Origin of the sequence: Sphingosinithalassobacter sp. CS137, assembly GCF_014334115.1 — a bacterium.
GTDB lineage: Bacteria > Pseudomonadota > Alphaproteobacteria > Sphingomonadales > Sphingomonadaceae > Sphingomonas.
The window spans coordinates 901792-924441 of sequence record NZ_CP060494.1; the positions used below are offsets into that span (position 1 = coordinate 901792).

At 68.5% G+C, this 22650-nt stretch carries 23 protein-coding genes and 1 other RNA gene; 9 read left to right on the plus strand and 15 right to left on the minus strand.

Annotated features, from left to right (window positions below; translation table 11 throughout):
* Positions 1-14: 14 nt before the first annotated feature.
* The 3 genes from H7V21_RS04190 (at position 15) to mtgA (ending at position 2906) form a co-directional block, all read left to right on the plus strand.
* On the plus strand, positions 15-962 hold the full coding sequence (locus H7V21_RS04190) for an RluA family pseudouridine synthase (RefSeq protein ID WP_188055565.1): 948 nt from the start codon (positions 15-17) through the stop codon (positions 960-962).
* Between the two features lie 60 nt (positions 963-1022).
* Positions 1023-1928 carry an RNA polymerase sigma factor RpoH gene (gene rpoH / locus H7V21_RS04195; RefSeq protein WP_188055567.1) on the plus strand — a complete coding sequence of 302 codons (906 nt, stop codon included), beginning with the start codon at positions 1023-1025 and terminating at the stop codon, positions 1926-1928.
* Between the two features lie 195 nt (positions 1929-2123).
* A complete protein-coding gene (gene mtgA / locus H7V21_RS04200; RefSeq protein ID WP_188056349.1) occupies positions 2124-2906 on the plus strand; it encodes a monofunctional biosynthetic peptidoglycan transglycosylase in 783 nt (260 codons plus the stop codon).
* Between the two features lie 60 nt (positions 2907-2966).
* Here the strand turns inward: mtgA and H7V21_RS04205 are convergent, their stop codons facing one another.
* From H7V21_RS04205 to H7V21_RS04250, 10 genes are all read right to left on the minus strand, one after another.
* Positions 2967-3248, minus strand: coding sequence for a hypothetical protein (locus H7V21_RS04205; protein ID WP_188055569.1), 282 nt, complete (start codon positions 3246-3248; stop codon positions 2967-2969).
* Positions 3249-3334: 86 nt separating this feature from the next.
* Positions 3335-3658 carry a YbaB/EbfC family nucleoid-associated protein gene (locus H7V21_RS04210; protein ID WP_188055570.1) on the minus strand — a complete coding sequence of 108 codons (324 nt, stop codon included), beginning with the start codon at positions 3656-3658 and terminating at the stop codon, positions 3335-3337.
* Positions 3655-5277 carry a DNA polymerase III subunit gamma/tau gene (locus H7V21_RS04215; protein ID WP_188055572.1) on the minus strand — a complete coding sequence of 541 codons (1623 nt, stop codon included), beginning with the start codon at positions 5275-5277 and terminating at the stop codon, positions 3655-3657. The genes H7V21_RS04210 and H7V21_RS04215 overlap by 4 nt, the downstream gene beginning before the upstream one ends.
* Positions 5278-5497: 220 nt before the next feature.
* Positions 5498-5944, minus strand: coding sequence for a YaiI/YqxD family protein (locus H7V21_RS04220; protein WP_188056350.1), 447 nt, complete (start codon positions 5942-5944; stop codon positions 5498-5500).
* Between the two features lie 2 nt (positions 5945-5946).
* Positions 5947-7713: a DEAD/DEAH box helicase gene (locus tag H7V21_RS04225; protein WP_188055574.1), complete on the minus strand. Its 1767-nt coding sequence runs from the start codon at positions 7711-7713 to the stop codon at positions 5947-5949.
* Between the two features lie 109 nt (positions 7714-7822).
* Positions 7823-7920: signal recognition particle sRNA small type (ffs, locus tag H7V21_RS04230), an RNA gene on the minus strand.
* Positions 7921-7954: 34 nt separating this feature from the next.
* Positions 7955-8830, minus strand: a complete 876-nt coding sequence (gene bla, locus H7V21_RS04235; RefSeq protein ID WP_188055576.1) for a class A beta-lactamase — start codon at positions 8828-8830, stop codon at positions 7955-7957.
* A gap of 4 nt (positions 8831-8834) precedes the next feature.
* Positions 8835-9167 (minus strand): 2Fe-2S iron-sulfur cluster-binding protein, encoded by a 333-nt coding sequence (locus H7V21_RS04240; protein ID WP_188055578.1) that lies wholly within the window; start codon positions 9165-9167, stop codon positions 8835-8837.
* Positions 9164-10255: a cysteine desulfurase family protein gene (locus H7V21_RS04245; RefSeq protein ID WP_188055580.1), complete on the minus strand. Its 1092-nt coding sequence runs from the start codon at positions 10253-10255 to the stop codon at positions 9164-9166. The genes H7V21_RS04240 and H7V21_RS04245 overlap by 4 nt, the downstream gene beginning before the upstream one ends.
* Positions 10252-11337: a cysteine desulfurase family protein gene (locus H7V21_RS04250; protein ID WP_188055581.1), complete on the minus strand. Its 1086-nt coding sequence runs from the start codon at positions 11335-11337 to the stop codon at positions 10252-10254. The genes H7V21_RS04245 and H7V21_RS04250 overlap by 4 nt, the downstream gene beginning before the upstream one ends.
* Before the next feature lie 93 nt (positions 11338-11430).
* Between H7V21_RS04250 and H7V21_RS04255 the strand changes: the two genes are divergently transcribed.
* Positions 11431-12087, plus strand: coding sequence for an alpha/beta hydrolase (locus tag H7V21_RS04255; RefSeq protein ID WP_188055583.1), 657 nt, complete (start codon positions 11431-11433; stop codon positions 12085-12087).
* On the plus strand, positions 12084-12407 hold the full coding sequence (locus H7V21_RS04260) for a hypothetical protein (protein ID WP_188055585.1): 324 nt from the start codon (positions 12084-12086) through the stop codon (positions 12405-12407). The genes H7V21_RS04255 and H7V21_RS04260 overlap by 4 nt, the downstream gene beginning before the upstream one ends.
* Before the next feature lie 8 nt (positions 12408-12415).
* On the opposite strand, the gene H7V21_RS04265 is transcribed toward H7V21_RS04260, so the two are convergent.
* Together H7V21_RS04265 and H7V21_RS04270 are read right to left on the minus strand one after the other, a co-directional pair.
* Positions 12416-12595: a hypothetical protein gene (locus H7V21_RS04265; RefSeq protein ID WP_188055587.1), complete on the minus strand. Its 180-nt coding sequence runs from the start codon at positions 12593-12595 to the stop codon at positions 12416-12418.
* Positions 12592-13599 (minus strand): threonine/serine dehydratase, encoded by a 1008-nt coding sequence (locus H7V21_RS04270; protein ID WP_188055589.1) that lies wholly within the window; start codon positions 13597-13599, stop codon positions 12592-12594. The genes H7V21_RS04265 and H7V21_RS04270 overlap by 4 nt, the downstream gene beginning before the upstream one ends.
* A 143-nt stretch (positions 13600-13742) precedes the next feature.
* Between H7V21_RS04270 and H7V21_RS04275 the strand changes: the two genes are divergently transcribed.
* The 3 genes from H7V21_RS04275 (at position 13743) to H7V21_RS04285 (ending at position 17705) form a co-directional block, all read left to right on the plus strand.
* Positions 13743-14972 (plus strand): type III PLP-dependent enzyme, encoded by a 1230-nt coding sequence (locus H7V21_RS04275; protein WP_188055591.1) that lies wholly within the window; start codon positions 13743-13745, stop codon positions 14970-14972.
* A gap of 69 nt (positions 14973-15041) precedes the next feature.
* Positions 15042-15935 (plus strand): hypothetical protein, encoded by an 894-nt coding sequence (locus H7V21_RS04280; protein WP_188055593.1) that lies wholly within the window; start codon positions 15042-15044, stop codon positions 15933-15935.
* 21 nt (positions 15936-15956) lie between these two features.
* Positions 15957-17705, plus strand: a complete 1749-nt coding sequence (locus H7V21_RS04285; RefSeq protein WP_188055595.1) for a hypothetical protein — start codon at positions 15957-15959, stop codon at positions 17703-17705.
* Here the strand turns inward: H7V21_RS04285 and H7V21_RS04290 are convergent.
* A complete protein-coding gene (locus H7V21_RS04290) occupies positions 17702-18877 on the minus strand; it encodes a carboxynorspermidine decarboxylase (protein ID WP_188056351.1) in 1176 nt (391 codons plus the stop codon). The genes H7V21_RS04285 and H7V21_RS04290 overlap by 4 nt on opposite strands.
* Before the next feature lie 175 nt (positions 18878-19052).
* Positions 19053-20258 (minus strand): saccharopine dehydrogenase family protein, encoded by a 1206-nt coding sequence (locus H7V21_RS04295; protein WP_188055597.1) that lies wholly within the window; start codon positions 20256-20258, stop codon positions 19053-19055.
* A 238-nt stretch (positions 20259-20496) separates the two neighbouring features.
* Between H7V21_RS04295 and H7V21_RS04300 the strand changes: the two genes are divergently transcribed.
* Positions 20497-20727, plus strand: a complete 231-nt coding sequence (locus tag H7V21_RS04300) for a PEP-CTERM sorting domain-containing protein (protein WP_188055598.1) — start codon at positions 20497-20499, stop codon at positions 20725-20727.
* Between the two features lie 3 nt (positions 20728-20730).
* Here the strand turns inward: H7V21_RS04300 and H7V21_RS04305 are convergent, their stop codons facing one another.
* Positions 20731-22623 carry an XrtA/PEP-CTERM system amidotransferase gene (locus H7V21_RS04305; protein WP_188055601.1) on the minus strand — a complete coding sequence of 631 codons (1893 nt, stop codon included), beginning with the start codon at positions 22621-22623 and terminating at the stop codon, positions 20731-20733.
* Positions 22624-22650: the final 27 nt, after the last annotated feature.

The following is a 22650-nucleotide window of genomic DNA, read 5'->3' on the forward strand; positions in this document are numbered from 1 at the left end:
ATCTAGAATGACGAATGAACCGGGGGGTTTCCAGCATTGAGGCACAAATCGCGGAGGCGGCGGACGGCTGGCGCCTCGACCGCGCGCTCGCCGATGCGATCCCCACCCTTTCCCGCGAGCGGCTGAAGGCGCTGATCGCGTCCGGCCAGGTCCAGGGGCCCGAGGGGTTGGCGCGTGATCCGGCGCGCAAGGCGCTGGCGGGCAGTATCTTCACCGTGACGGTGCCCGAACCCGAACCGGCGCACAACGAAGCGCAGGATATCCCGCTGTCGGTTGCGTACGAAGACGAGCATCTGATCGTCGTCGACAAACCCGCCGGGCTCGTCGTGCACCCGGCTGCCGGAAATCTGGATGGTACGCTGGTGAACGCGCTGCTCCACCATTGCGCCGGGCAGCTTTCCGGCATTGGCGGGGTGGCACGGCCCGGGATCGTGCACCGGATCGACAAGGATACATCCGGGCTGATCGTGGCCGCCAAGACCGACCGGGCGCACGAGGGGCTGGCGAGGCAGTTCAAGGACCATTCAATCGACCGCCGCTATCTGGCGATCGTCGCGGGGCGGCTCAGCCCTTCGGAAGGCTCGGTGGACGCGCCGCTCGCGCGATCGCCATCGAACCGAAAGAAGGTTGCGATCGTTAGCAGTGGCAAGCGCGCCGTGACTCATTATCGGATGGTACGGCCGCTGCGCGAGGCGGCGCTCGTCGAGTGCCGGCTGGAAACCGGGCGGACGCACCAGGTGCGCGTCCATATGACCTCGCTGGGGCACCCGCTGCTTGGAGACCCGGTATATGGACGGACTCGACCGGCTCACCGCGGCATGCTGGAAACCTTGGGTTTCCGGCGCCAGGCGTTGCATGCGGCCGAGCTCGGGTTCATTCATCCGGTGAAAAGCCACGCTTTGGCGTTCCGAAGCGAAATGCCTGCGGACATGCAGGAACTGTTGGGTAAGCTTCTCGTATAAATTTCGGTGGCAGACTCGCATGGCAGAGCGCCCCCACCAACTTCGAAGGGAGACATGATCATGGCTAGCGGCAGCAACGTCCCCGCGACGATTCCCGCTCTCGGCGGTGAGGCGAGCCTCAATCGCTATCTTGCCGAGATCAAGAAATTCCCGATTCTGGCGCCCGAGCAGGAATATATGCTTGCCAAGCGCTTTCAGGAGCATGGCGATACCGAGGCAGCGGCGCAGCTCGTCACGTCGCACCTGCGACTCGTTGCGAAGATCGCGATGGGGTATCGCGGCTATGGCCTGCCCGTTTCGGAGCTGATCTCCGAGGGCAACATCGGCCTGATGCAGGGCGTGAAGAAGTTCGAGCCCGATCGCGGCTTCCGCCTCGCCACCTATGCGATGTGGTGGATTCGCGCCTCGATCCAGGAATTCATCCTGCGCTCGTGGAGCCTGGTGAAGATGGGCACCACCGCCGCCCAGAAGAAGCTGTTCTTCAACCTGCGCCGGATGAAGGCCAAGCTCGATGCGTTCGAGGACGGCGACCTGCGGCCCGAGGATGTCGCCAAGATCGCGACCGATCTTGGCGTCACCGAGGACGAGGTCATCTCGATGAACCGCCGCATGGCGATGGGCGGCGACACCTCGCTCAACGTGCCGATGCGCGAGGATTCGGAGAGCCAGTGGATGGACTGGCTCGCGGACGAGGAGCCGCTGCAAGACGAGCGCGTCGCCGAAACGCAGGAAGCCGACGTCCGCCACGAGATGCTGGTTGAGGCGATGGACGACCTCAATGACCGTGAGAAGCACATCCTGACCGAACGCCGGCTGACCGACGATCCCAAGACGCTGGAGGAACTGAGCCAGGTCTATGGCGTCAGCCGCGAACGCGTTCGCCAGATCGAGGTGCGCGCGTTCGAGAAGCTCCAGAAGGCGATGATGCGTCTCGCCGGCGAAAAGCGGCTGCTGCCTGCCGGCTGATCCAGAAGGCGACAGGCGCGCTGCGAAAGGCAATTGCCGCCGCTGCGCACCTGCGGCAGACGATCGGGCATGACCAGCGGCGGCGACGAGAGCGACCAGGATCGGCCGGGCGGGCCGAGCGATACTCCGGTGCAGATCGCCACGCCCGAAGGCTGGCCGGCCGGCGGCCGTGATGCGCCGAAGGTGCCGGTCCGCATGGGAGCGCCGCTCGGCGAGCGGCCGCTTCCGGACCTCCAGCCGCTCGGCGAGGAGGGCGCGACCGTACCTCCCCGAAAAGCACGATCTCGCAAGCGCAAGCCACTGCTCCGGCGCCTGCTGGTGGGTTTGGTCAAACTGATCGTGGCGCTGGTGCTGCTGTCGGTGCTGTGGGTCGCGGCCTATCGTTTCGTGCCGCCGCCGATCACGCTGACGATGATCGGCAATATGATCGAGGGCCATGGCGCCCGGCGCGACTGGGAGCCGCTGGAGCGAATCGATCCCGATATGGCTCGCGCAGTGATCGCCGGCGAGGATTCGCGGTTCTGCAGCCATGACGGCTTCGATTTCGAGGCGATCCGCCAAGCCTGGGAGCGCAATCGCCAGGGCGGGCGGATCCGGGGGGGCTCGACCATCAGCCAGCAGACCGCGAAGAACGTGTTCCTGTGGCAAGGCGGCGGCTATTTCCGCAAGGCACTGGAAGCCTATTTCACGGTCCTCATCGAAGCGATCTGGGGCAAGCGCCGGATCATGGAAGTCTATCTGAACGTGGCCGAGACCGGGATCGGCACCTTCGGCGTCGAGGCCGGGGCGCAGCGCTATTTCAGACACGGCGCCGACCGGCTGAGCCGGCAGGAAGCCGCCCAGATCGCGGCGGTGCTGCCGCTTCCCAAGAAGCGCGCCGGCATCGCCCCGACCGGCTTCACCCGGCGCTGGGGCAACACCATCCGCGCGGGGATCGGCACGATCGAGGCGCAGGGCCTCGACGCCTGCCTGCGCTAGCCGCCTCACGCCGAGCCAAGCGGCCCGGTCCCCGGAGAAGGGACCGGTTTGCCAGCCGCATCAGTTCGTCACGGTGTCGGCTGCGTCCTGTGCCGCATCGCCGACGCTCTGCGCGGCATCGCCGACGCTTTCCGCCGCACCGGTGATCGCCTCGGTCTGTGCCGCTTCCTGATTGCTCTGGTTGAGCAGGAAGATGGCGCCGACGACCACCAGGATCAGCACGGCGAGGCCGATCAGAAGACCGCCGCCGCTGCCGCGGCGCTCGATCACGGTGGTGTGCGTCTCGGCCGGGGCCGTCGCGGGCGCCGGTGCCGTGGTGGTGGTCGTGCGATCGTCCGTCATCTTGCTTCCTCCAACTGGACTGGCGCTCAGAACGGAGGAAGCGAAACGACGTTCCCGTTACGGAAAAACAACGAGCGGTTCAGCGCTCAGAAAGGCAGCTTGAACCCCGGCGGGAGCGGCAGTCCGCTGGTCATCTTCGACATCTGCTCGGCGCTCGCGGCATCCGCCTTGGCGCGCGCATCGTTGATCGCCGCCGCGACCAGATCCTCGAGCATCCCCTTCTCGGACGGCTGGAGCAGCGATTCGTCGATGTCGACGCCGATGATCCGGCCCTTGGCCGAAGCGCGGACCTTGACCATGCCGCCGCCCGATGCGCCTTCGACTTCGATCGTGTCGAGGCTTTCCTGCGCCTTTTGCAGCTCGTTCTGGACGTTCTGCGCCATCGCCATGATGTCTTCGAGATTCTTCATGCCTGTTTGCTCCTGGGTCGGTTCCAGCCGATCAGCTCGGCATCGGGAAAGGCTTCGAGCGCCGCCGCCACTACGGGCGAGCGCAATACGGCCTCACGCTCCGACGCTTCGCGCGCGGTCTGTATCTCGTGCAATGTAGGGGCTGTGGCGTCGTCGCGCAGTTGCAACTGCCAATGAACACCGGTGGTATCGCGCAGCGCCGCGCCGAGCTCGCGCACGAAATCGAACGGCAGCGCGCGCGCCGCGCCGAATTCCAGCTCGGGCGGCTCGAAGCGGACCGGGCGGAGATAGTCGCGGACCTGCTGCGCAAGCTGGAAGCGCCGGTGCTCCTCCAGATGCGCGGCAAGTTCGGCCATGTCGCGCGGCACCGCCGGAGCCGCGGGCGCCGGTGCGGAGGGAGCGGCAGCGGCAGGCGCCGCGCCACTGGCGATCTGACGCGCGAGATCGCCCGGATCGGGAAGCTGCGAGGCATGGATCACGCGCAGCAGCGCCATCTCGCACGCCTCGATCGGCATCGTCGCGCGGCCGACCTCGTCATGCCCCTTCAGCAGCAGCTGCCACAGGCGGTGGAGCGCGGGGAACGACAGGTCGACGCTCCACTCCTCGAGCATCGCGCGTTCCTCGGCCGGCTGCGCCGTGCTCGGATCGGTGCCGAGCTTGACCAGCGTGACGCCGTGAACCGTTTCCAGCAAGGTGCGCAGCACCGCCTGCGGGTCGACGCCGAGATCATATTGCGCCCGCAGCGCCCGTAATGCCCCCTGCCCGTCGCCGGCCAGCAGCAGGCCGAACAACTCGCGGATTGCCCCGCGATCGGACAGGCCGAGCATCGCGCGAATCGTTTCCGCCTTCACACCGCCGCCTTCGATATCGGCATGGGCGATCGCCTGATCGAGAATCGACAGGCCGTCGCGCGCCGATCCTTCGGCAGCGCGCGCGATCAGCGCCAGCGCCTCGGGCTCGGCCTCGACTCCCTCGGCATCGGCGACATGCGCGAAATGCGCGGCGAGCAATTCGGCCGGAATGCGGCGGAGATCGAACCGCTGGCAGCGCGAGAGCACCGTCACCGGCACCTTGTTCACCTCCGTGGTGGCGAACAGGAACTTCACATGGCCCGGCGGCTCCTCGAGCGTCTTCAAAAGCGCGTTGAACGCATTCTTCGAGAGCATGTGGACTTCGTCGATGATGTAGATCTTGTAGCGCGCGGAAACCGCCGAATAGCGCGACGCATCGATGATCTCGCGCACGTCGTCCACGCCGGTGTGGCTGGCGGCGTCCATCTCGATCACGTCGATGTGCCGCCCCTCGGCAATGGCGACGCACGGCTCGCACACGCCGCACGGATCGATCGTCGGCCCGCCCTGCCCGTCCGGCCCGATGCAGTTGAGCGCCTTGGCGACGAGCCGCGCGGTCGAGGTCTTGCCGACGCCGCGCACGCCGGTGAGCAGAAAGGCATGCGCCAGCCGGTCGCGCTTGATCGCATTGCCCAGCGTGGTGACCATCGCGTCCTGCCCGATCAGCTGGCTGAACGTCTGCGGCCGGTATTTGCGCGCCAGAACGCGATACGCCTCCGGCTTCACCGGCTGCGGGGGTTCTTCGAGGCCAAGCGAGGAATCGGTCATCGTGCCTGCCAATCTAGGCGCTGCGGGCGGGAATGTCGAAACCACGGATTTCCGCCGAAGGTCTCACTAAAGTCGCACCTCAGCGCGTGCGCGCGCCCCCGCGCGCGCGAAGGCGCGCGACGGGAGGCGGAGCGGCGCTGCCGAGAAGGGGTGATCTCCATTTGTTCCCGGTAGCACGGGCGGCGGGCTGTAGGACAGCGCAAACCCTCCGCCGCCCGGATCAGCGCTTCCGCAACCGCACGATCGCGGCGTCGAGCGCCTGAAGGAAGTTCGAGCGATCCGCCTTGCCGAACGGCGGCGGGCCGCCGATCTGGTCGCCGCCCGCGCGAAGATCGGCCATGATCGCGCGAGTCGCGATGGCGCTGCCGATCGAATCGGCGGTAAAGGGCTTGCCGCCGGGCGCCAGCACGGTCGCCCCCGCCTTGAGGCAGCGGTCGGCGAGCAGGATATCGGCAGTGACCACGATGTGCCCGGCGCCGGCGGCCTCGGCAATCCAGTCGTCGGCGGCGTCGAACGCATCGCTCACCACGACGCGCGTGATCAGCGGGTGATCGGGAACGCGCAGCCAGCCGTTGCTGACGATGGTGACGGGCACGTCATGCCGCCAGGCGACCTTGTAGATCTCGTCCTTCACCGGGCAGGCGTCGGCATCGACGAGAATCGCCAGCGTCACGACGGGCGCGCCTTATGCCCCCGTGGCCCACCCTTGGCTCCCCTGGCGCCCTTCGGACCGGCGCGGCCCTTCGGCCCGCCCGAACGAGCCTCGCGCGCGCGATGCGGGGCGGCGGCTCGCCGGCTTCCCTCCGGCCCGGGCCCGGCGCGCGCAACGTCGCGCGGGGCTTCGGACGGCTCGATATGCACGCTTTCCTCATCGCCCTCGGACTGGGCGGTGCGCGCAAGCGCGGCAGTGAACTTGCCGGCAATGGCGCGCGGCACCTGGAAATAGGTCTCGTTGGCAGCGATCCGGATCGCGCCCACTTCGTTGCGCGTGATGTGGCCGCGGCGGCACAGCAGCGGGAGGATCCAGCGCGGATCGGCATTCTGGCGGCGTCCGACGTCGGCGCGGAACCAGACCACATCCTCGAAGCCGGGGCGATGCCGCTCCTGCTGCGCGGCGCGGCGTGCCTCGGGCGTGTTCTCGATCATCTCCTCTGGCTGCGGCATCGCGGCGCGATGCGCGCGGACCAGCGCGGCGGCGATATCCTCGGGCGAGCGCTCGGCCATCAGCCGCTGGGCGAGCGCGCGATCCTCGTCGTCGAACTCGGCGGGCTGGAGCAGATCGGCGAGCAGCCGCTCGCGATCCTGCGCACGGATCGTCTCGGGAGTCGGCGCGTCGATCCACTCGGCCTGGATGCGAGCGCCGCGCAGCATCGATTCGACTCGCTTGCGGCGCGGATAGGGCACGATCAGCACCGCCGTGCCCTTGCGACCGGCGCGACCGGTGCGGCCCGAACGATGCTGCAGCGTCTCGGCATCGCGCGGGATCTCGACATGAATGACGAGGCTGAGGCTCGGCAAGTCGATCCCCCGCGCAGCGACGTCGGTGGCGACACAAACGCGCGCGCGGCGATCGCGCAGCGCCTGAAGCGCGTGGTTCCGCTCGGACTGCGAATGTTCGCCCGAAAGCGCGACCACGGCGAAGCCGCGATCCTGAAGCGTGGCGTGCAGCCGCCGGACATTGTCGCGCGTGGCGCAGAACAGGATCGCGGTTTCCGCCTCGTGGAAGCGCAGCAGGTTGATCGCGGCGGCTTCGATCTCCGCGGGGGAGACGGTGACCGCCTGAAAGGCGATGTCGCCGTGCCCGCGATCGTCGCCCGCGGTGGAGATACGCAACGCGTCACGCTGGTAGCGCCGGGCGAGCGCGACGATCGGCTTGGGCATCGTCGCGGAGAACAGCAGCGTGCGGCGATCGGCGGCGGTGGCATCGAGGATTTCCTCGAGATCCTCGCGGAAACCCATGTCGAGCATCTCGTCGGCTTCGTCGAGCACCACCGCGCCGAGCGCGGAGAGATCGAGCGCGCCGCGTTCGAGATGATCGCGCAGCCGCCCCGGCGTGCCGACGACGATATGGGCACCGCCGCGCAGCGCGCGCCGCTCCTTGGAGGCGTCCATGCCGCCGACGCAGGTGGCGATCCGGGCGTGCGCCTTGGCGAACAGCCATTGCAGCTCGCGGCTGACCTGAAGCGCGAGTTCGCGCGTGGGCGCGATGATGAGCGCGAGCGGCCGTTCGGCCGGCGCGTCGAACCGATCGAGCAGATCGCCGGCGAGCGCCAGACCGAAGGCGACGGTCTTGCCCGATCCGGTCTGCGCCGAAACGATCAGGTCGCGGCCGGCGGCATCGGGGGCCAGGACGGCGGCCTGCACCGCAGTCGGCTCGGCATAGCCGCGCTCGGCAAGCGCTTCGGCAAGGATCGGGGGGAGATTCGAAAAGGTCATGACGCTCGCGGATCGGCCGGGCCGCTGGAGCGGCGGGCGAGGAACAGGGGCATTGCGGAGCGGCCGTTGGTGCCGCGTGCAGCCGAGAGCGAACAAGCTCGCCTGAGACTGAGGTGGGAGCCGGAACGACCCGCAACGCGGTCGTTACGGCTGCTTCCTTCCGGACCTGACCGGGTTGGCGACAGTTACGTCCGCCCGACTCCCGGGCGCGAGATAGGCGCGCGCGCCGCGAAACGCAATGTCATGCGAACACCTGCACCACCGCGCGCGCGACATCGGCATGGGTGCGGTCGCGCTGCTCGGGGCTCGCATCGGGCGAATCGACGTAGCAGGCGATCAGGATCGGCGCGCGGTTCGGCGGCCAGGCGATGGCGACGTCGTTGGCGGCGCCGTTGCCGCTGGTGCCGGTCTTGTCGCCGGCGCGCCATTCGGGCGGGAAGCCGGCGCGCAGCCGGTTCAGCCCGGTGCGGCAGGCGGTCATCCAGTCTGCGAGACGTGCGCGAGAGCCAGGGGAAAGCATGTCGCCGAGCAGCAACCGCTCGGCCGTCACCAGCATCGCGGCGGGCGTGGTGGTATCGCGCGGATCGCCGGGCAGATTGGTGTTGAGATCGGGCTCCCAGCGGTCGAGCCGGCTCGCGGCGTCACCGGCATCGCGGAAGAAAGCGGTCATCGCCGCCGGTCCGCCGATCAGTCGCAGCAGCAGATTGGCCGCGACATTGTCGCTCACCGTCACCGCCGCTGCGCATAGTTCGGCGACGGTGAGCGTGCCCGCGGCGAGATTCGCCTCGATCACCGGCGCATAGGGAACGAGATCGTCGGCGCCGAAGCGGATCGGCGTGTCGAGCGAGAGCGCGCCGCGCTCGACCTCGCGCAGCACGGCGGCGGCGAGCGGCAGCTTGAAGGTGGAGCACATCGCGTAGCGGCCGTCGGCATCGAGTCCGATCCGCCTGCCGCTGCCGGTATCGAGCGCAGCCACGCCGAGGCGGCCGCCGGTCCGCTCGCGGATCGCGGCGAGCGGACCGGCTGCGGCAGCAGCGGTCGGGCGCGCGCATCCGGCCAGCGCGAGCAGCGCGGCGCGAACGATCAGATCGCGGCGGCCGATATGCACGGAGCGCACGGTCTCAGCGGCCCTGCATGTCGCGATGTTCGGGCGGCAAGTGAACGGTCAAGCCGTCGAGCTCGGGCGCGACTTCGATCTGGCAGGCGAGCCGGCTGGTGCGCGTGGCACCGAGCGCGAGATCGAGCATGTCCTCCTCCTCCTCGCTGGGCGGCGCGAGGCGATCGAAATCCTTCGCGTCGACGATGACGTGGCAGGTCGAGCAGGCCATCTGGCCCTCGCAGGTGCCCTCGAGCGGCTGGCCGACGTTCTGCGCGACCTCGAGCAGCCGCTCGCCATCGGGTGCGTCGACTTGCTGGACGCTGCCGTCGCGCGCGACGAAGCGGATGCGAGTCATGCCGCGACTTTCTGCGCGGCGGCGGCGGCGTCGATGCGGTCGAGCGCGGTCATCCATTCCTCTTGCGTGGTGTAGCGGCCGAAGCCGAGCCGGATGCTCGACCGCGCCTGCGCTTCAGAAAGGCCGATCGCGCGCAGCACATGGCTCGACCGGCCCGAGCCACTGGCACAGGCCGAGCCGGCGGAAAAGGCGATGTCGCGCAGGTCGGACATCAGCCGCGCGACGTCGAGCCCGTCGCGGCGGAGGTTGAGATTGCCGCGATAGCGCGCGGTGGCGGAGCCGTTGAGCCGCCACCCGGTCAGGCGATCGAGCGCATGGTCGAACAGGCGGCGGACATGGGCGTCGTCGTCCGCGCGCCGCTCGGCCATCAGCTTCGCCGCCGCGCCGAAACCGGCGCAGAGCGCGGGGCTGAGCGTGCCCGAGCGACCCGCCTTCTCCTGCCCGCCGCCGTGCAGCAGCGGCGCGAGCGCCACGCCGTCGCGGATCCACAGCGCACCGACCCCCTTCGGCCCGTGGATCTTGTGCGCCGACAGCGCGATCAGATCGGGGCCTTCGGGAATCGTCACGCGCCCATAGCCCTGCACCGCGTCGCACAGCATCAGCGCGCCGACTTCATGCGCCAGCCGCGCGAGTTCGCCGACCGGCTGGATCGTTCCGATCTCGTTGTTGACCAGCATGCACGCGATCAGCGCGGTGCCGGGGGCAATCGCCTCGCGCGCGGCGTCGAGATCGACGATACCGTCGCCATCGACCGGCAGCACCACCACCTCGCGCCCCTGCGCGCGCAGCGCCTCAACCGTGTCGAGCACGGCGGCATGCTCGGTCGCCTGAGTGACGATGCGGCCGGGCGCGGCGCCCTTCAGCGCCCAGTTGAGCGCCTCGGTCGCGCCGCTGGTGAAGGCGAGCGTGCCTCCCGGCGGCAGCAGCGCCGCCACCCGATCACGCGCCGCTTCGACGACGGCGGCGGCGGCGCGGCCGGGCGCGTGCGGCGAATGGGGATTGGCGTGCTGCGTCTCGAGCCAGGGCAGCATCGCCGCCAGCGCCTCGGGCGCGAGCGGCGTCGTCGCCTGATAGTCGAGATAGATCACGCGGCGCGATCCCGAACGTCGCGGGCGATCGCGCTCCAGGCCTGCGCGAAGCGATCGACGTCGGCGGCGGTGGTGCCGCGGCCGAAGCTGACGCGGATCACTTCACGCGCCGCCGCCTCGTCCCAGCCCATTGCGCTCAGCACATGGCTGGGCTTCACGCTGCCCGACGAACAGGCACTGCCCGAGGAAATCGCGATTCCCGCCATGTCGAAGCGGACGAGCTGCACCGCCGCGGCGACGCCGGACATGCGATAGCCGGCGATCGCAGGCGAGCGCGGCGCATCGCGCGCGACCGTCTCGCCCCCCGCCGCTTCGATCGCGCTGTCGAGGCGCGTGCGCAGCGCGGCCATCGCCGCGCGGTCCTCCGCCACCTCCAGCGCAGCCGCGAAGCCGAGTGCTCCCGGGAGATTCTCCGTCCCGCCGCGATAGCCCTTTTCCTGCCCGCCGCCGGGAGTGAGCGTGGCGAGATCGCGCACCAGCAGCGCCCCCATGCCGGGCGGGCCGCCGCGCTTGTGCGCCGAGACGGCGACGAAATCGGCATGGTCGGCGATCACGCCCTCGTCCCAGCCCGCCGGCATCTGCGCGGCATCGACCATCACCAGCCCACCGGCGGCGTGAACCAGCGCGGCGGCTTCGGCGACCGGCTGCAGCACGCCGGTTTCGTTGTTCGCCCATTGCAGCGTCAGCAGCACCGGTCCCTCGGCCTGCGCGAGCTCGGCTTCGAGCGCGGCGAGCACCAGCCGGCCATCGGCACCAACGGCAAGCTGCGGCGCCCCGCCCGAGGCGCGGCGCACCGCCGGATGCTCGATCGCGCTGATGAGACGCGTGGCGACCTTCGCACGTCCCTGCGCCAGCGCGACGGCCTCGCTCGCGCCGCTCGTCAGGATCGTTTCGTGCGACCAGCCATAGGCGGCGGCGATGCGACGGCGCGCGTCCTCCAGCGCGCTGCGCGCTGCGCGGCCCTCGGTGTAGGGCGAGGACGGATTCGCCCATGCCGCCAGCCCCTGCGCTACCGATTCGCGAGACTCGGTGAGCAGCGGGGTGGTGGCGGCATGATCGAGATAGAGACGGTCGGTGGCCAAGCGGCAACTCCAGGCATTTGCGCGGACGATGGTCGCGCCTATATAGCCCCAACCTCATCCCGCGCCACAGCGCCGCAGCCCAGCAGGTCCGCCTTGCCCGAAGTCATTTTTCCCGGCCCCGAAGGCCGCCTCGAAGGCCGTTTCGCCCCCGCTCCCAAGCCGCGCGCGCCGGTGGCGATGATCCTGCACCCGCACCCCTCGTCGGGCGGCACGATGAACAACCGCATCGTGCAGGAACTCTATAAGACGTTCCAGCGCCGCGGCTTCGCGACGCTGCGGTTCAACTTCCGCGGCGTGGGCAAGAGCCAGGGCACGTTCGACAATGGCGTCGGCGAGCTATCCGATGCGGCGAGCGCGCTCGACTGGGTGCAGAGCTTCCACCCCGAAGCATCGACCACCTGGGTCGCCGGCTTCAGCTTCGGTGCTTGGATCGGCATGCAGCTGCTGATGCGGCGCCCGGAGATCCGGGGCTTCATCTCGATCGCGCCGCCGGCGAACATGTACGACTTCACTTTCCTGGCGCCCTGCCCCAGCTCGGGCATCATCATCCAGGGCGAGAATGACGAAGTCGCGACCCCGGGCGCTACGCAGAAGCTGGTCGACAAGCTGCGCACCCAGAAGCACATCACCATTCATCACGACACCATCCCGGGCGCCAATCACTTCTTCCAGGACGAGATGGATCAGCTGATGGGCAGCGTCGACAACTATCTCGACATGCGGCTCGACCCGAACTCGCCGATCCGGTGACCGGCGCCGGGCTGGCGCTGACGGCGGCGACGTTGGGGCTCACCGGCGGCCTGTCGCTGCTCGCGGGCCGCACGCTTCGGTCGATGCCGGGCACGGTGCAGCCTGCCGCGCGACGCATGCTGCTCTGGTTCATCCCCGCCGTGGCGCTGCCGCTGATGCTGCTGCTCGCGCTGCTGGTGCCCGAGGGCAGCGAACGCGGGCTGAAGGGCATCGGCGCGATGGGCGGCACCTTCCTTCTGGTCCACCTGTTCCATCTTCGGCTGCTGCGGCGGATCGCGGCGCAACGCCCCCCGAGCCCGGCGAACCAGCCCTCAGGCTGACGCCGAGGCTAGACCACCCAGATCAGCACATTGCCGAGCACCACGGCGGCGCAGACCAGCATCAGCACGCCCTTGGTCCGGTCATGCTGCTTCGCGATCATCCAGCTGCCGCCCCCGGCAAGCGCGAAGACCGCCAGCACGGCAAGCGCCATTGTGGTGCTGGCGAGCGGGGAAAGTTCGCCGGTCATGCCGGATTCTCCTCGGCGCGTGCAGCGGTGCGCACGGGCTCGCCGCTCGACAGCACTGCACCATAGGCGGCGGGATCGACGTTGCCGCCAGAGAGGATCACCAGCATTCCCGCCTTCGGCTCCGCCTTGCCCGCGAGCAGCGCGGCGAGTGCGACGGCGCCGCCCGGTTCCACCACGACGCGCAGGTTGCGGGCAGCCCAGCGCTGCGCAGCGCGCACTTCGGCCTCGCTGACCGCCAACCCAGCGACTCCGCGATTCGCCAGAACGCCGAAGGTGAGCGGCGAAACCTCCTTCGTCTGGAGCGCGTCGCACGCAGTAGGCGGCGGGTTCGGGCCGACCGGCTCGATCCAGCCCGATTCGAGGCTGCGGCGCATGTCGTCCCAGCCTTCGGGTTCGACCACCGTCATTTCCGCATCGGGGAGCGCAAGCGCGAGCCCCGCCGCCAGACCGCCGCCACCACAGGGAGTGAGGATTTGCGCGGGCGCGCCGAGCCCCATCGCGCTCATCTGGGCGGCGGCTTCGATCCCGGCGCTCCCCTGCCCCTCGATCACCCAGGCATCGTCGAAGCTGGGAACGAGCGTGGCGCCGCGCGCATGGGCGAGATGCGCAGCGATTTTCTCGCGACTCTCGGTCGCGCGGTCATAGGCGACGATCTCCGCACCCAGCGCCAGCGTTGCCTCGCGCTTCACCGCGGGCGCGTCGGCGGGCATCACGATCACCGCGGGGATGCCGAGCCGCTTCGCCGCCCAGGCGACACCTTGCGCATGGTTGCCCGAGGAGAAGGCGACCACTCCCTTTTCGCGCGCCGCTTCGTCGAGCGCGGTCAGCCGGTGCCAGGCACCACGCAGCTTGAACGCGCCGATCGGTTGCAGGCACTCGGCCTTGAAAGCGATGATTTCGCCCCCAACTGGTGCGGTCAGCACCGGAGAAGGGGGCAGGATTGCCGCGACTTTCGCCGCAGCATCGCGCACGCCGGCGCGGGTCGGTTGTCGCACGATCGTCACGGTTCGCCCTCGCAATGAAACTCCGGCACCCTACACACTTTACATAGGGGAGTGGCGCCCCTATGTGGCGCATCCGCTGCCCCATGGGACTTCCAACCGCAAGGCAGCTTTTGTGTCGAACTACCCGTTGGAGGTCCCTTGAATTGGCCAAGCATCATCGCGCGCTGGGGCTAGCTACCGCCCGTATCGAAGCCGGTAGCGGCTACGACATCGCTGTGACGTGCCCGGTGGAGCCGGTCACGCTCGTCCGTCCGCATGCCGCGGCACGGGCAGCCCGATTCTTCGTCGAGAAGTTTCCGGGCCGGTCGATGTATGCCGTGAAGGCCAATCCCTCGCCCGAACTGATCGAGATCCTCTGGGACAACGGCATCACGCACTATGACGTGGCGTCGATCGGCGAAGTGCGAATGGTCGCGCGGACGCTTCCCGACGCCACCTTGTGCTTCATGCACCCGGTGAAGGCAGTCGAGGCGATCGAGGAAGCCTATTTCCAGCACGGCGTGCGCGTCTTCTCGCTCGATACGATGGAAGAGCTGGAGAAGATCGTCCGCGCCACGCGCGGCGCCGAGGATCTGACGCTCTGCGTGCGGCTGCGCGTCTCGTCGGACCTTTCCAAGCTGAGCCTCGCGGCGAAGTTCGGCGCGGGCCAGGGCGAGGCGAAGGAACTGCTCCAGGCGGCGCGCCAGGCAGCCGATTCGCTGGGCGTGTGCTTCCATGTCGGCAGCCAGGCGATGTCGCCCGACGCCTATGCGCAGGCGATGGAGCGCGTGCGCATCGCGATCGTCGAGGCATCGGTGCTGGTCGACGTCATCGACGTCGGCGGCGGTTTCCCGTCGAGCTATCCCGGCATGGAGCCCCCGCCGCTCGAGCGCTATTTCGAGACGATCCACCGCACCTTCGAGGATCTGCCGATCAGCTATTCGGCCGAACTGTGGGCCGAGCCGGGCCGCGCGCTGTGCGCCGAATACAGCTCGCTGATCGTCCGCGTCGAGAAGCGCCGCGGCGACGAGCTGTACATCAACGACGGCGCCTATGGCGCGCTGTTCGACGCGGCGCATATCGGCTGGCGCTTTCCGGTTCGGCTGCTGCGCGACGAGGAGTCGCGCGCGAAGGACATGGCGTTCAGCTTCTATGGCCCGACCTGCGACGATCTCGACCATATGGCGGGACCGTTCGATCTGCCGGCGGACATCCGCGCGGGCGACTATATCGAGATCGGCATGCTCGGGGCCTATGGCTCGGCGATGCGGACCGCGTTCAACGGCTTCGGCTCGGACGCGACGGTGATCGTCGGGGACGAACCGATGGAGTCGCTCTATGACGGCGCCTATGAGGAGCCGGCCGACAATGTGGTGCGCATCGGCGCACGCTGAGGGCCCAGGACGGGGCGGTTGGATGCGCAAGGCTTCGCAACCGCCCCGCTCTCTCCTATGCCGACGGCAATGGCGGATTCCCTTCCCCAGCTGACGCTTCGCACGTCCGATCGCGGCAACGGCGCCGTCTTCGATGCGTTTTTCGCAGGGTATGACCGTGCTTTCATCCTGCCTGACGAGAAGGAGGACGAAGCCGGGCTGCGCGCGTGCCTGGAACTGAACCACGGCGACGCACGCAAGACGATCGAGGCGCGGTACGGGCCGTTCGTCGAATGGGTAGCGCTGGCCGAGGTGAACGGAGCGCCGGTCGGCGGCGCGAACCTGCTGGCGACGCTCGTCCCGGACGGACGCGGCCGCATGCAGGCCACCGCCAACCTCAACTATGTCTACCTCCTGCCCGAGGCGCGCGGGCGCGGACTGCTGCGACCGCTGGTGGCGGCGGTCCGTGGCGCAGTGGCGGCGCGCTTTCGCGAGGGCGGGGCCCCCTTGCTCTTCCTCGAGCAGAACGATCCGTTCCGGATGACCGCCGAGGACTATGTGCGCGACAGCGAAGCCGCCGGGATCGACCAGGTCGACCGGCTGCGCATCTGGGCAAGGCTGGGCGCGCGGATCGTCGACTTCCCCTATGTTCAGCCGCCGCTCGCGCCCGACCGCGCGCCCGAGGACAGCTTGGTCTATGCCGTGCTCGGAGCGCCGGAGGATGCACTGTCGGCATGCGTTCTGGGCGGCCATCTACGCCGGTTCTTCGCCATTTCGGTGCTGAAGGGCGCCCCGATCGACACGGTAGCCGAGGTTTCGCGGCAGCTCACCGCCCTTGATGCCGACTGCCAACGCGGAGCATCGGTCGCACTGCTCGACCCGGCGCCCTTGCTCGAAGCGCTGCACGGCGTTCCTCCGCAGGACGGCTCCGGCGGGTTCCGCGAGCGACTCGTGGCGCTGGAACACCGGGGGGAGCGGCGCTAGGCTCCGCTCCGGGGGGCGAGGATGCAGCTTCAGAGACAATCCGCGGCGAGTGACGGTCGAACCTTTCGCGAAGTGCCGATCTTCGGCCAGCTGCGGGCAACGGCGTTCAGCTATGCCTTCGAACTGACGTTGGAAAAGGCGGCCGGCTGGCGCGTCGGGCGGCGCCGGACCGAGCCGGCGCGCACGGCCTTTCGCCTGCGCGACATCCAGGCGGCGCTGGCGCGCGAAACCGGCAGCGCCACCCATGCCTGCCTGGTCGAGCCGCTCCGCTCGTTCCTCGACGACGTGACGAACGGCGGCATCGGGAGCAACGGCCGACCGCTGATCTTCGCGGCGAGCGGAAGCGCGATCGACAGCGCCGAGCGGCGGCTGACGCTGATCCGGCCCGAATGCTGGCGCTACGAGTTCGAAGGCAAATGCACCGAGCTCCACGTCCCCGACGCGGCGCGACGAACAGCGCTGCGCCTGCAGGACGGTTTCTGCGTCTTCGAGAGCGGCCGGATCTTCTATGTGCTGACGCTCACTCAGCCGCTCGATCCGGTCGATTCGCTCGACGAATATGGCGTGCTCCAGCTCCAGCAGCTCGCGATCGAGCCGGAGCTTCGGATCGACGATGCCGAGTATCTCGGATTCGAGTGGGAGGCGGAAACCGGCCGTCCGCCCTTGTCGCTTCTCGCGCTGGCGGAACGGCGGTTGCAGCTGCTGGAAGCGGAGGCAGTGGAAGCCCCGAACGGAGTCGCCAGCATCCTGCGCCGGCACGGCCTGCTCCGCCCGCAGGACCGGCGCAGGCCGCTCGCGCCCGATGCGCTGCGCAGCCTGTGCGTCGCGATCGAGGATGAGCGGCTGCTCGACACCGCGCAGCGCGCCGAGCGACTGTTCGATGGCGATCGCGGCCAGGGATCGGGAACCAGCCTGATCGACGCCGAATGGGAGAAGGCGATCGCGGCGTCGCCGCCCGGGGCGCAGCCGCCGCATCGCGGTACGGACGACGATTTCGCGCGCAGTCTGCTCGTCTTCGCCGGCCTGGCGCAGGGGATTCCCGACTTTCCCTATCAGGACGAATCGGAAGTCCATGACTCGACGCGCGCGACCTACCGCTCGGTCGAATCAGCGATGTACGTGCATCCGTGCTTTCTGATGGAAGTCGCCAAGAGCTGGCGCACCTTCAATGCGAAGCGCCCGGAAATCGGCACCTGCCCCTATCTGCTGCTGAAATGGCTGGTGGCGACGCACGACGAGCTGATCGTATGCGACATGGAAGCGCAGCTCGACAGGATGCTCTACGACGCCGATCGGATCGCGGCACGATCCGAGCCGATGTCGGACGTGGCGCAAGTGCTCGACACCGCAATCCACTTCTTCGGGTCGGGCAACCGGATCATCGAACGCAATCTCGAGCGCCGGCTGACGCTGTTCCGCTGGGCATCGATCTATCGATCGGGCAATCTCTTTCGCTACCCGCGCGAGCGCGAGGCGCTGGCGGCGGTGCAGCAGTCGATGGGGACCGATGCGCGCTTCCAGCGCACCCATGAAACGGTCGATCGGATCGAGGCGCTGATCGAGGACGTATCCAATCTGAAGGGCAGCTATGGGCAGGCGCGGACCAACCGCATCCTGCTGGCGCTGGCGCTGCTGGGCGTGATCGGCGCCGCGAAGGACATCGGCGAGCTGATCTCGCCCGTGCGCTGGACCTCGATTGCGATCGGCGCGGGGCTGGCGGCGCTGCTGGTACTGCTGACGATCGGAGACCGCTTTGCGCGCAGGCGCTAGCTCAGCCGGTCCCGGAACGTTTCCCAGCCGAATTCGCGGACGATCTCCAGGCTGTCGTCGCGGCTGTCCCAGAGCGCGATCGACGGCAGCGGGACGCCGTTGAAGGTAGTCGTCTTCACCATCGAATAATGTGCCTGATCGAGGAAGGCGATCCGCTCGCCGGGCTCGGGCCGCGCGGCGAAACGGAAGTCGCCGAGAATGTCGCCGGCGAGACAGCTCGGTCCGCCGAGCCGGACCAGCACGCCGCCGTCGGCCGGTTCGCCCAGCAGCGCGGGACGATAGGGCGCCTCGATCACATCGGGCATGTGGCAGGTCGCTGAGATGTCGAGCACGCCGATCGGCATGCCGTTGTCGAACACGTCGACGAACTCGCCCACGAGCACGCCCGCATCGAGCGCGATCGCCTCGCCGGGTTCGAGGATCACGTCGCAGCCGGTCTCGGCGCGCACCTGCTTCAGAAAATCGACCAGATCGTCGCGCTGATAGTCAGCGCGGGTGATATGATGGCCGCCGCCGAAGTTGAGCCATTTGAGCTGCCCGAGATAGGGGGCGAGCCGCGGCTTCAGCGCTTCCCAGGTGCGGCGGAGCGGCGGGAAATCCTGCTCGCACAGGGCATGGATATGGATGCCGTCGATCCCCTCGAGATGCTCGGGGCGCAGCTGGTCGGCGGGATGACCGAGCCGCGAATGCGGCTGGGCGGGATCATATTTGGCGACTTCGCCTTCCGAGTGCATCGGATTGAGGCGCAGGCCGATGTCGAACGTCTCGCCACGCGCGCGCGCGGCGGCCGCCGCCTCGCGGAACCGCGCGGCCTGACCGGGCGAATTGAAGATGACGTGATCGGAGAGCGCGAACACCTCGTCCATCTCATCGGCCTTGTAGCCGGCGCAATAGGTGGCGACCTCGCCGCGGAAATAGGAGCGGCCGAGCCGCGCCTCCCACAGCCCGGAAGTCGCCACGCCGTCGAGATATTCGCCGACGAGATCGGCGAGCGACCACATCGAGAAAGCCTTGAGCGCCAGCAGGAGCTTGATGCCGGCACGATCGCGGACGTCGGCGAGCACCGCCAGGTTGCGTTCGATCGCCGCCCGATCGACCACGAAGCAGGGCGAGGGCACGCGATCGAGGTCGAGCCGGACGAAATCCCCCGCCCCACCCGACTTGGTGGTCATGGCGGGCGCATGGGTGCGGGAATCGGTCATCATCTTTCCTCCTCGGTACGGGGAGGGGAACCGCCGGCGAAGGCGGTGATGGAGGGGACGCTCCACCGAAGGAGGGACTCGCGCTCCTCCCCCTCCACCATGCCGTGCATGGTCGCCCTTCCCCTTGCGGGGGAGAGTCGATCGATCAGAACCGCAGAGGCTCGGGCAGTTCCTTCACCTGCCAGGGCAGGCCGTGATCGTTCAGCATGTCCATGAACGGATCGGGATCGAACTGTTCCATGTTGAACACGCCCTCGCCCTTCCAAGTGCCGTTCAGCATCAGCGCGGCGCCGATCATCGCCGGAACGCCGGTGGTGTAGCTCACCGCCTGGTTGCCGGTCTCCTCATACGCCTTTTCATGGTCGCAGATGTTGTAGACATAGACCGTCTTCTGCGCGCCGTCCTTCTCGCCGGTGGCGATGTCGCCGATGTTGGTCTTGCCCTTGGTCGTCGTGCCGAGAGTCGAGGGCTCGGGCAGCACCGCCTTCAGGAACTGGAGCGGCACGATCTCGCGGCCTTCGTAGAGGATCGGCTCGATCGAGGTCATGCCGACGTTCTGCAGCACCTTGAGATGCGTAAGATACTGCTCGCCGAAGGTCATCCAGAAGCGGATGCGCTTGATCTCGGGCAGATGCTTGGCGAGGCTTTCCAGCTCCTCATGGTACATGAGGTACATGTTCTTGGTGCCGACTTCGTCGAAGTTGAACACCTGACGCTTTTCGAGCGCGGGCGTTTCGACCCATTCGCCGTCCTGATAGTGGCGCGCCGGCGCCGTGATCTCGCGGATGTTGATCTCGGGATTGAAGTTGGTCGCGAAATGCTGGCCGTGATCGCCGCCGTTGCAGTCGAGGATGTCGAGCGTCTCGATCCGGTCGAGCAGATGCTTCCTGATGTACATGGCGAAAACGCTGGTGACGCCCGGATCGAAGCCCGAGCCGAGCAGCGCCATCAGCCCCGCCTGCTTGAAACGGTCGTGATAGTCCCATTGCCAGCTATACTGGAACTTCGCCTCGTCGCGCGGCTCGTAGTTCGCCGTGTCGAGATAGTGGACGCCGGTCTTGAGGCAGGCCTCCATGATCGACAGATCCTGATAGGGCAGCGCCAGGTTGACGACGAGCGCCGGCTTCACCTTCTCGATCAGCGCCGCCGTCTGGTCGATGTCGTCGGCATCGACCTGCGCGGTGGCGATGTCGGCGCCGAAACGCTCCTTCACCGACTTTGCGATTTCGTCGCACTTGAACTGGCGACGGCTGGCGACGGTGATCTTGCCGAACAGATCGGGATTCTTGGCCATTTTGTGGACCGCGACCGAGGCGACGCCGCCCGCACCGATTACCAGAACGTCCTTCACGTGGGAGCTCTCCGAACTTGGGTGAGATTTGGCGAGCGCCATAGCCGAGCGCCCATGCGATGCAAAGCGCGGCACCGCGCCTTCGTTCCCCCGGCGCGCCGGCACTGTCGGGTAATCTGACAGTAACCATCCTCGGCTCGGACGCGTTAACCAGCGATGCGCCCGCTTTCGTGTGGAAACCGCGTTCTGGCACTGGTCCTGCGTGCTCCTTCCCGCGACAGCAGCGAAGGAGACGCAGATGCGCAAGCGCTTTATCATTGCCGCCGCAGTATTGGCAGCGATCCCGGGCACGGCCCTGGCGATGGACAAGGTTCCCGGCGGCCCCGGCGGCGGTGGCCATGGTGGCGGCGGCCACGGCAATCACGGCGGCGGGTCGCCGACGTCGGTGCCCGAGCCGGGCACGATCGTGCTGCTGGGCGGTGGCGTGGTCGCGATGGGCGTCGCGCGGCGGATGCGCCGCCGGCGCTGAGGTTCAGCCGAACAGCCGCGTCAGACTGCGTTCGAGCATCAGCAGCTGCCACAGCGTGCGGCCGTGCTCGGCGCGGCCCGCGCGGTGGTCGGCAGCGAGCGTGCCGACGACCTCCAGATCGAACCAGCCGCTGTCCTTGAGCATGCGCGACTGGGCGAGCCGCGCCGCTTCCTCGGCGAGCGCCTTTCGGAACCAGGCACTCACCGGCGTGACGAACCCCATTTTCGGCCGATAGAGGATCTCGTTCGGCAGATAGGGTTCGAGCACCTTCTTCATCAGCCACTTGCCCTGCCCCGACTTGATGCGGAGCGACGGCGGCAAGGTGGCAGCGAACTGCACGAGGCGGTGATCGAGCAGCGGCTCGCGCGCCTCGAGACTCACTGCCATGCTCGCGCGATCGACCTTGGTCAGGATGTCGCCGGGCAGCCAGTGTCGGATATCGGCATATTGCGCGCGATCGAGGCCGGTGCGCGCCGGCGCCTGGCGCATCGCCTCGACATAGCGCTGCTCGGCGCGGTGGCCGCCCAGCGCAGCCATCGCGCGTTCGGTGTAGAGCCGGCGGCGAAGCCCGGGGTGCGTGACGCCGACCGCCTTGGGATAGGCGAACTCGCCCCCCTCGGCGAGCGCGAGCAGCGTCGTCTTCGCGCGGAACGGGCGCGGCGCCCAATCGGCCTTGGGGTAGAGACGCCCCAGCGTGCCGAACACCGGCTCGCGAAAACGCTGCGGCAGCAGGTCGCGCACCCGCTCCTCGGCGGCGTGGAAACGGTAGCGCCGATAGCCGGCGAACGCTTCGTCCGCCCCGTCGCCCGATAGCGCCACCGTCACGCTTTCCCGCGCCAGCGCGCACACGCGATAGGTCGGCAGCGCCGAGGCGTCGGCGAACGGCTCGTCGAACGCGGCGACCAATGTGTCGATCAGCGCGAAATCGTCCGACGCGACCATGCGGCTGTGGTGGCGCGTGGCGAATCGCTCGGCGACGCGCTGCGCATACGCGGTCTCGTCATGATCGGCCTCGTCGAAGCCGATGGTGCAGGTCTTGACCGCGGCCTTGCTCGCCTCCGCCATCAGCGCGACCACCGCCGAACTGTCGACTCCGCCCGAGAGGAAGGCGCCCAGCGGCACGTCCGCCACCATCCGGCTACGCACCGCCGCGCGCATCCGGTCGATCAGCTCGGCCTCGAGATCGCGCGGCTTGCCGGTCGCGCGGTTCGAGAAGTCGACATCGAACCAGCGCACCGGCGCCGGCACGGGCTTGCCGCGCTCGAGCAGCAGGAAGTGCCCGGCCGGGAGCTTCTTCACGCCCGCAAGCAGCGACGCGTCATCGGGCACATAGCCGAGGCCCATGTAATCCTCGACGGCGCGGAAATCGGGGCTGCGGCGGAACAGCGGGTGCGCGAGCAGCCCCTTGAGCTCGGAGGCGAAGGCGACCGCGCCGTCGGACAATTCAGCATAGTGAAGCGGCTTCACTCCGAATCGGTCGCGCGCGAGGAAGAGGCTGCGGCGCTGCGCGTCGTAGAGCGCGAAGGCGAACATGCCGTTCAGCCGCTCGAGCAGATCGGGCCCCCACGCGCGCCAGCCGTGCAGCAGCACTTCGGTATCGCTGTGCGTCTCGAACCGGGCGCCCAGCGCCTCCAGCTCGGCACGCACTTCGCGGAAATTGTAGATCTCGCCGTTGAAGACAGTGACGAGCGACAGATCGGGCGTCGCCATCGGCTGCGCGCCGCTTTCCAGATCGATGATCGCGAGCCGGCGATGGCCGAGACCCACGCCGGGCGCAGTCCACACCCCCGCCCCGTCGGGTCCGCGATGGGCGAGCGCCGTCGTCATCGCATCCACGCGCGCCGGGTCGACCGGCTTGGGCGTGGCGGGATAATAGAGGCCGGCGATGCCGCACATCAGCGTTTCATCGCCTCAAGGACGGGA

Bases quoted from the DNA above. Each gene is read 5' to 3' on its own strand.
- H7V21_RS04280 (WP_188055593.1), top strand. From the start codon at position 15,042: ATGGCGGATTCCCTTCCCCAGCTGACGCTTCGCACGTCCGATCGCGGC.
- H7V21_RS04290 (WP_188056351.1), bottom strand. From the start codon at position 18,877: ATGACCACCAAGTCGGGTGGGGCGGGGGATTTCGTCCGGCTCGACCTC.
- H7V21_RS04285 (WP_188055595.1), top strand. From the start codon at position 15,957: ATGCAGCTTCAGAGACAATCCGCGGCGAGTGACGGTCGAACCTTTCGC.
- H7V21_RS04305 (WP_188055601.1), bottom strand. From the start codon at position 22,623: ATGTGCGGCATCGCCGGCCTCTATTATCCCGCCACGCCCAAGCCGGTC.
- H7V21_RS04190 (WP_188055565.1), top strand. From the start codon at position 15: ATGAACCGGGGGGTTTCCAGCATTGAGGCACAAATCGCGGAGGCGGCG.
- rpoH (WP_188055567.1), top strand. From the start codon at position 1,023: ATGGCTAGCGGCAGCAACGTCCCCGCGACGATTCCCGCTCTCGGCGGT.
- H7V21_RS04265 (WP_188055587.1), bottom strand. From the start codon at position 12,595: ATGACCGGCGAACTTTCCCCGCTCGCCAGCACCACAATGGCGCTTGCC.
- H7V21_RS04210 (WP_188055570.1), bottom strand. From the start codon at position 3,658: ATGAAGAATCTCGAAGACATCATGGCGATGGCGCAGAACGTCCAGAAC.
- H7V21_RS04225 (WP_188055574.1), bottom strand. From the start codon at position 7,713: ATGACCTTTTCGAATCTCCCCCCGATCCTTGCCGAAGCGCTTGCCGAG.
- mtgA (WP_188056349.1), top strand. From the start codon at position 2,124: ATGGGAGCGCCGCTCGGCGAGCGGCCGCTTCCGGACCTCCAGCCGCTC.
- H7V21_RS04300 (WP_188055598.1), top strand. From the start codon at position 20,497: ATGCGCAAGCGCTTTATCATTGCCGCCGCAGTATTGGCAGCGATCCCG.
- H7V21_RS04205 (WP_188055569.1), bottom strand. From the start codon at position 3,248: ATGACGGACGATCGCACGACCACCACCACGGCACCGGCGCCCGCGACG.
- H7V21_RS04215 (WP_188055572.1), bottom strand. From the start codon at position 5,277: ATGACCGATTCCTCGCTTGGCCTCGAAGAACCCCCGCAGCCGGTGAAG.
- H7V21_RS04240 (WP_188055578.1), bottom strand. From the start codon at position 9,167: ATGACTCGCATCCGCTTCGTCGCGCGCGACGGCAGCGTCCAGCAAGTC.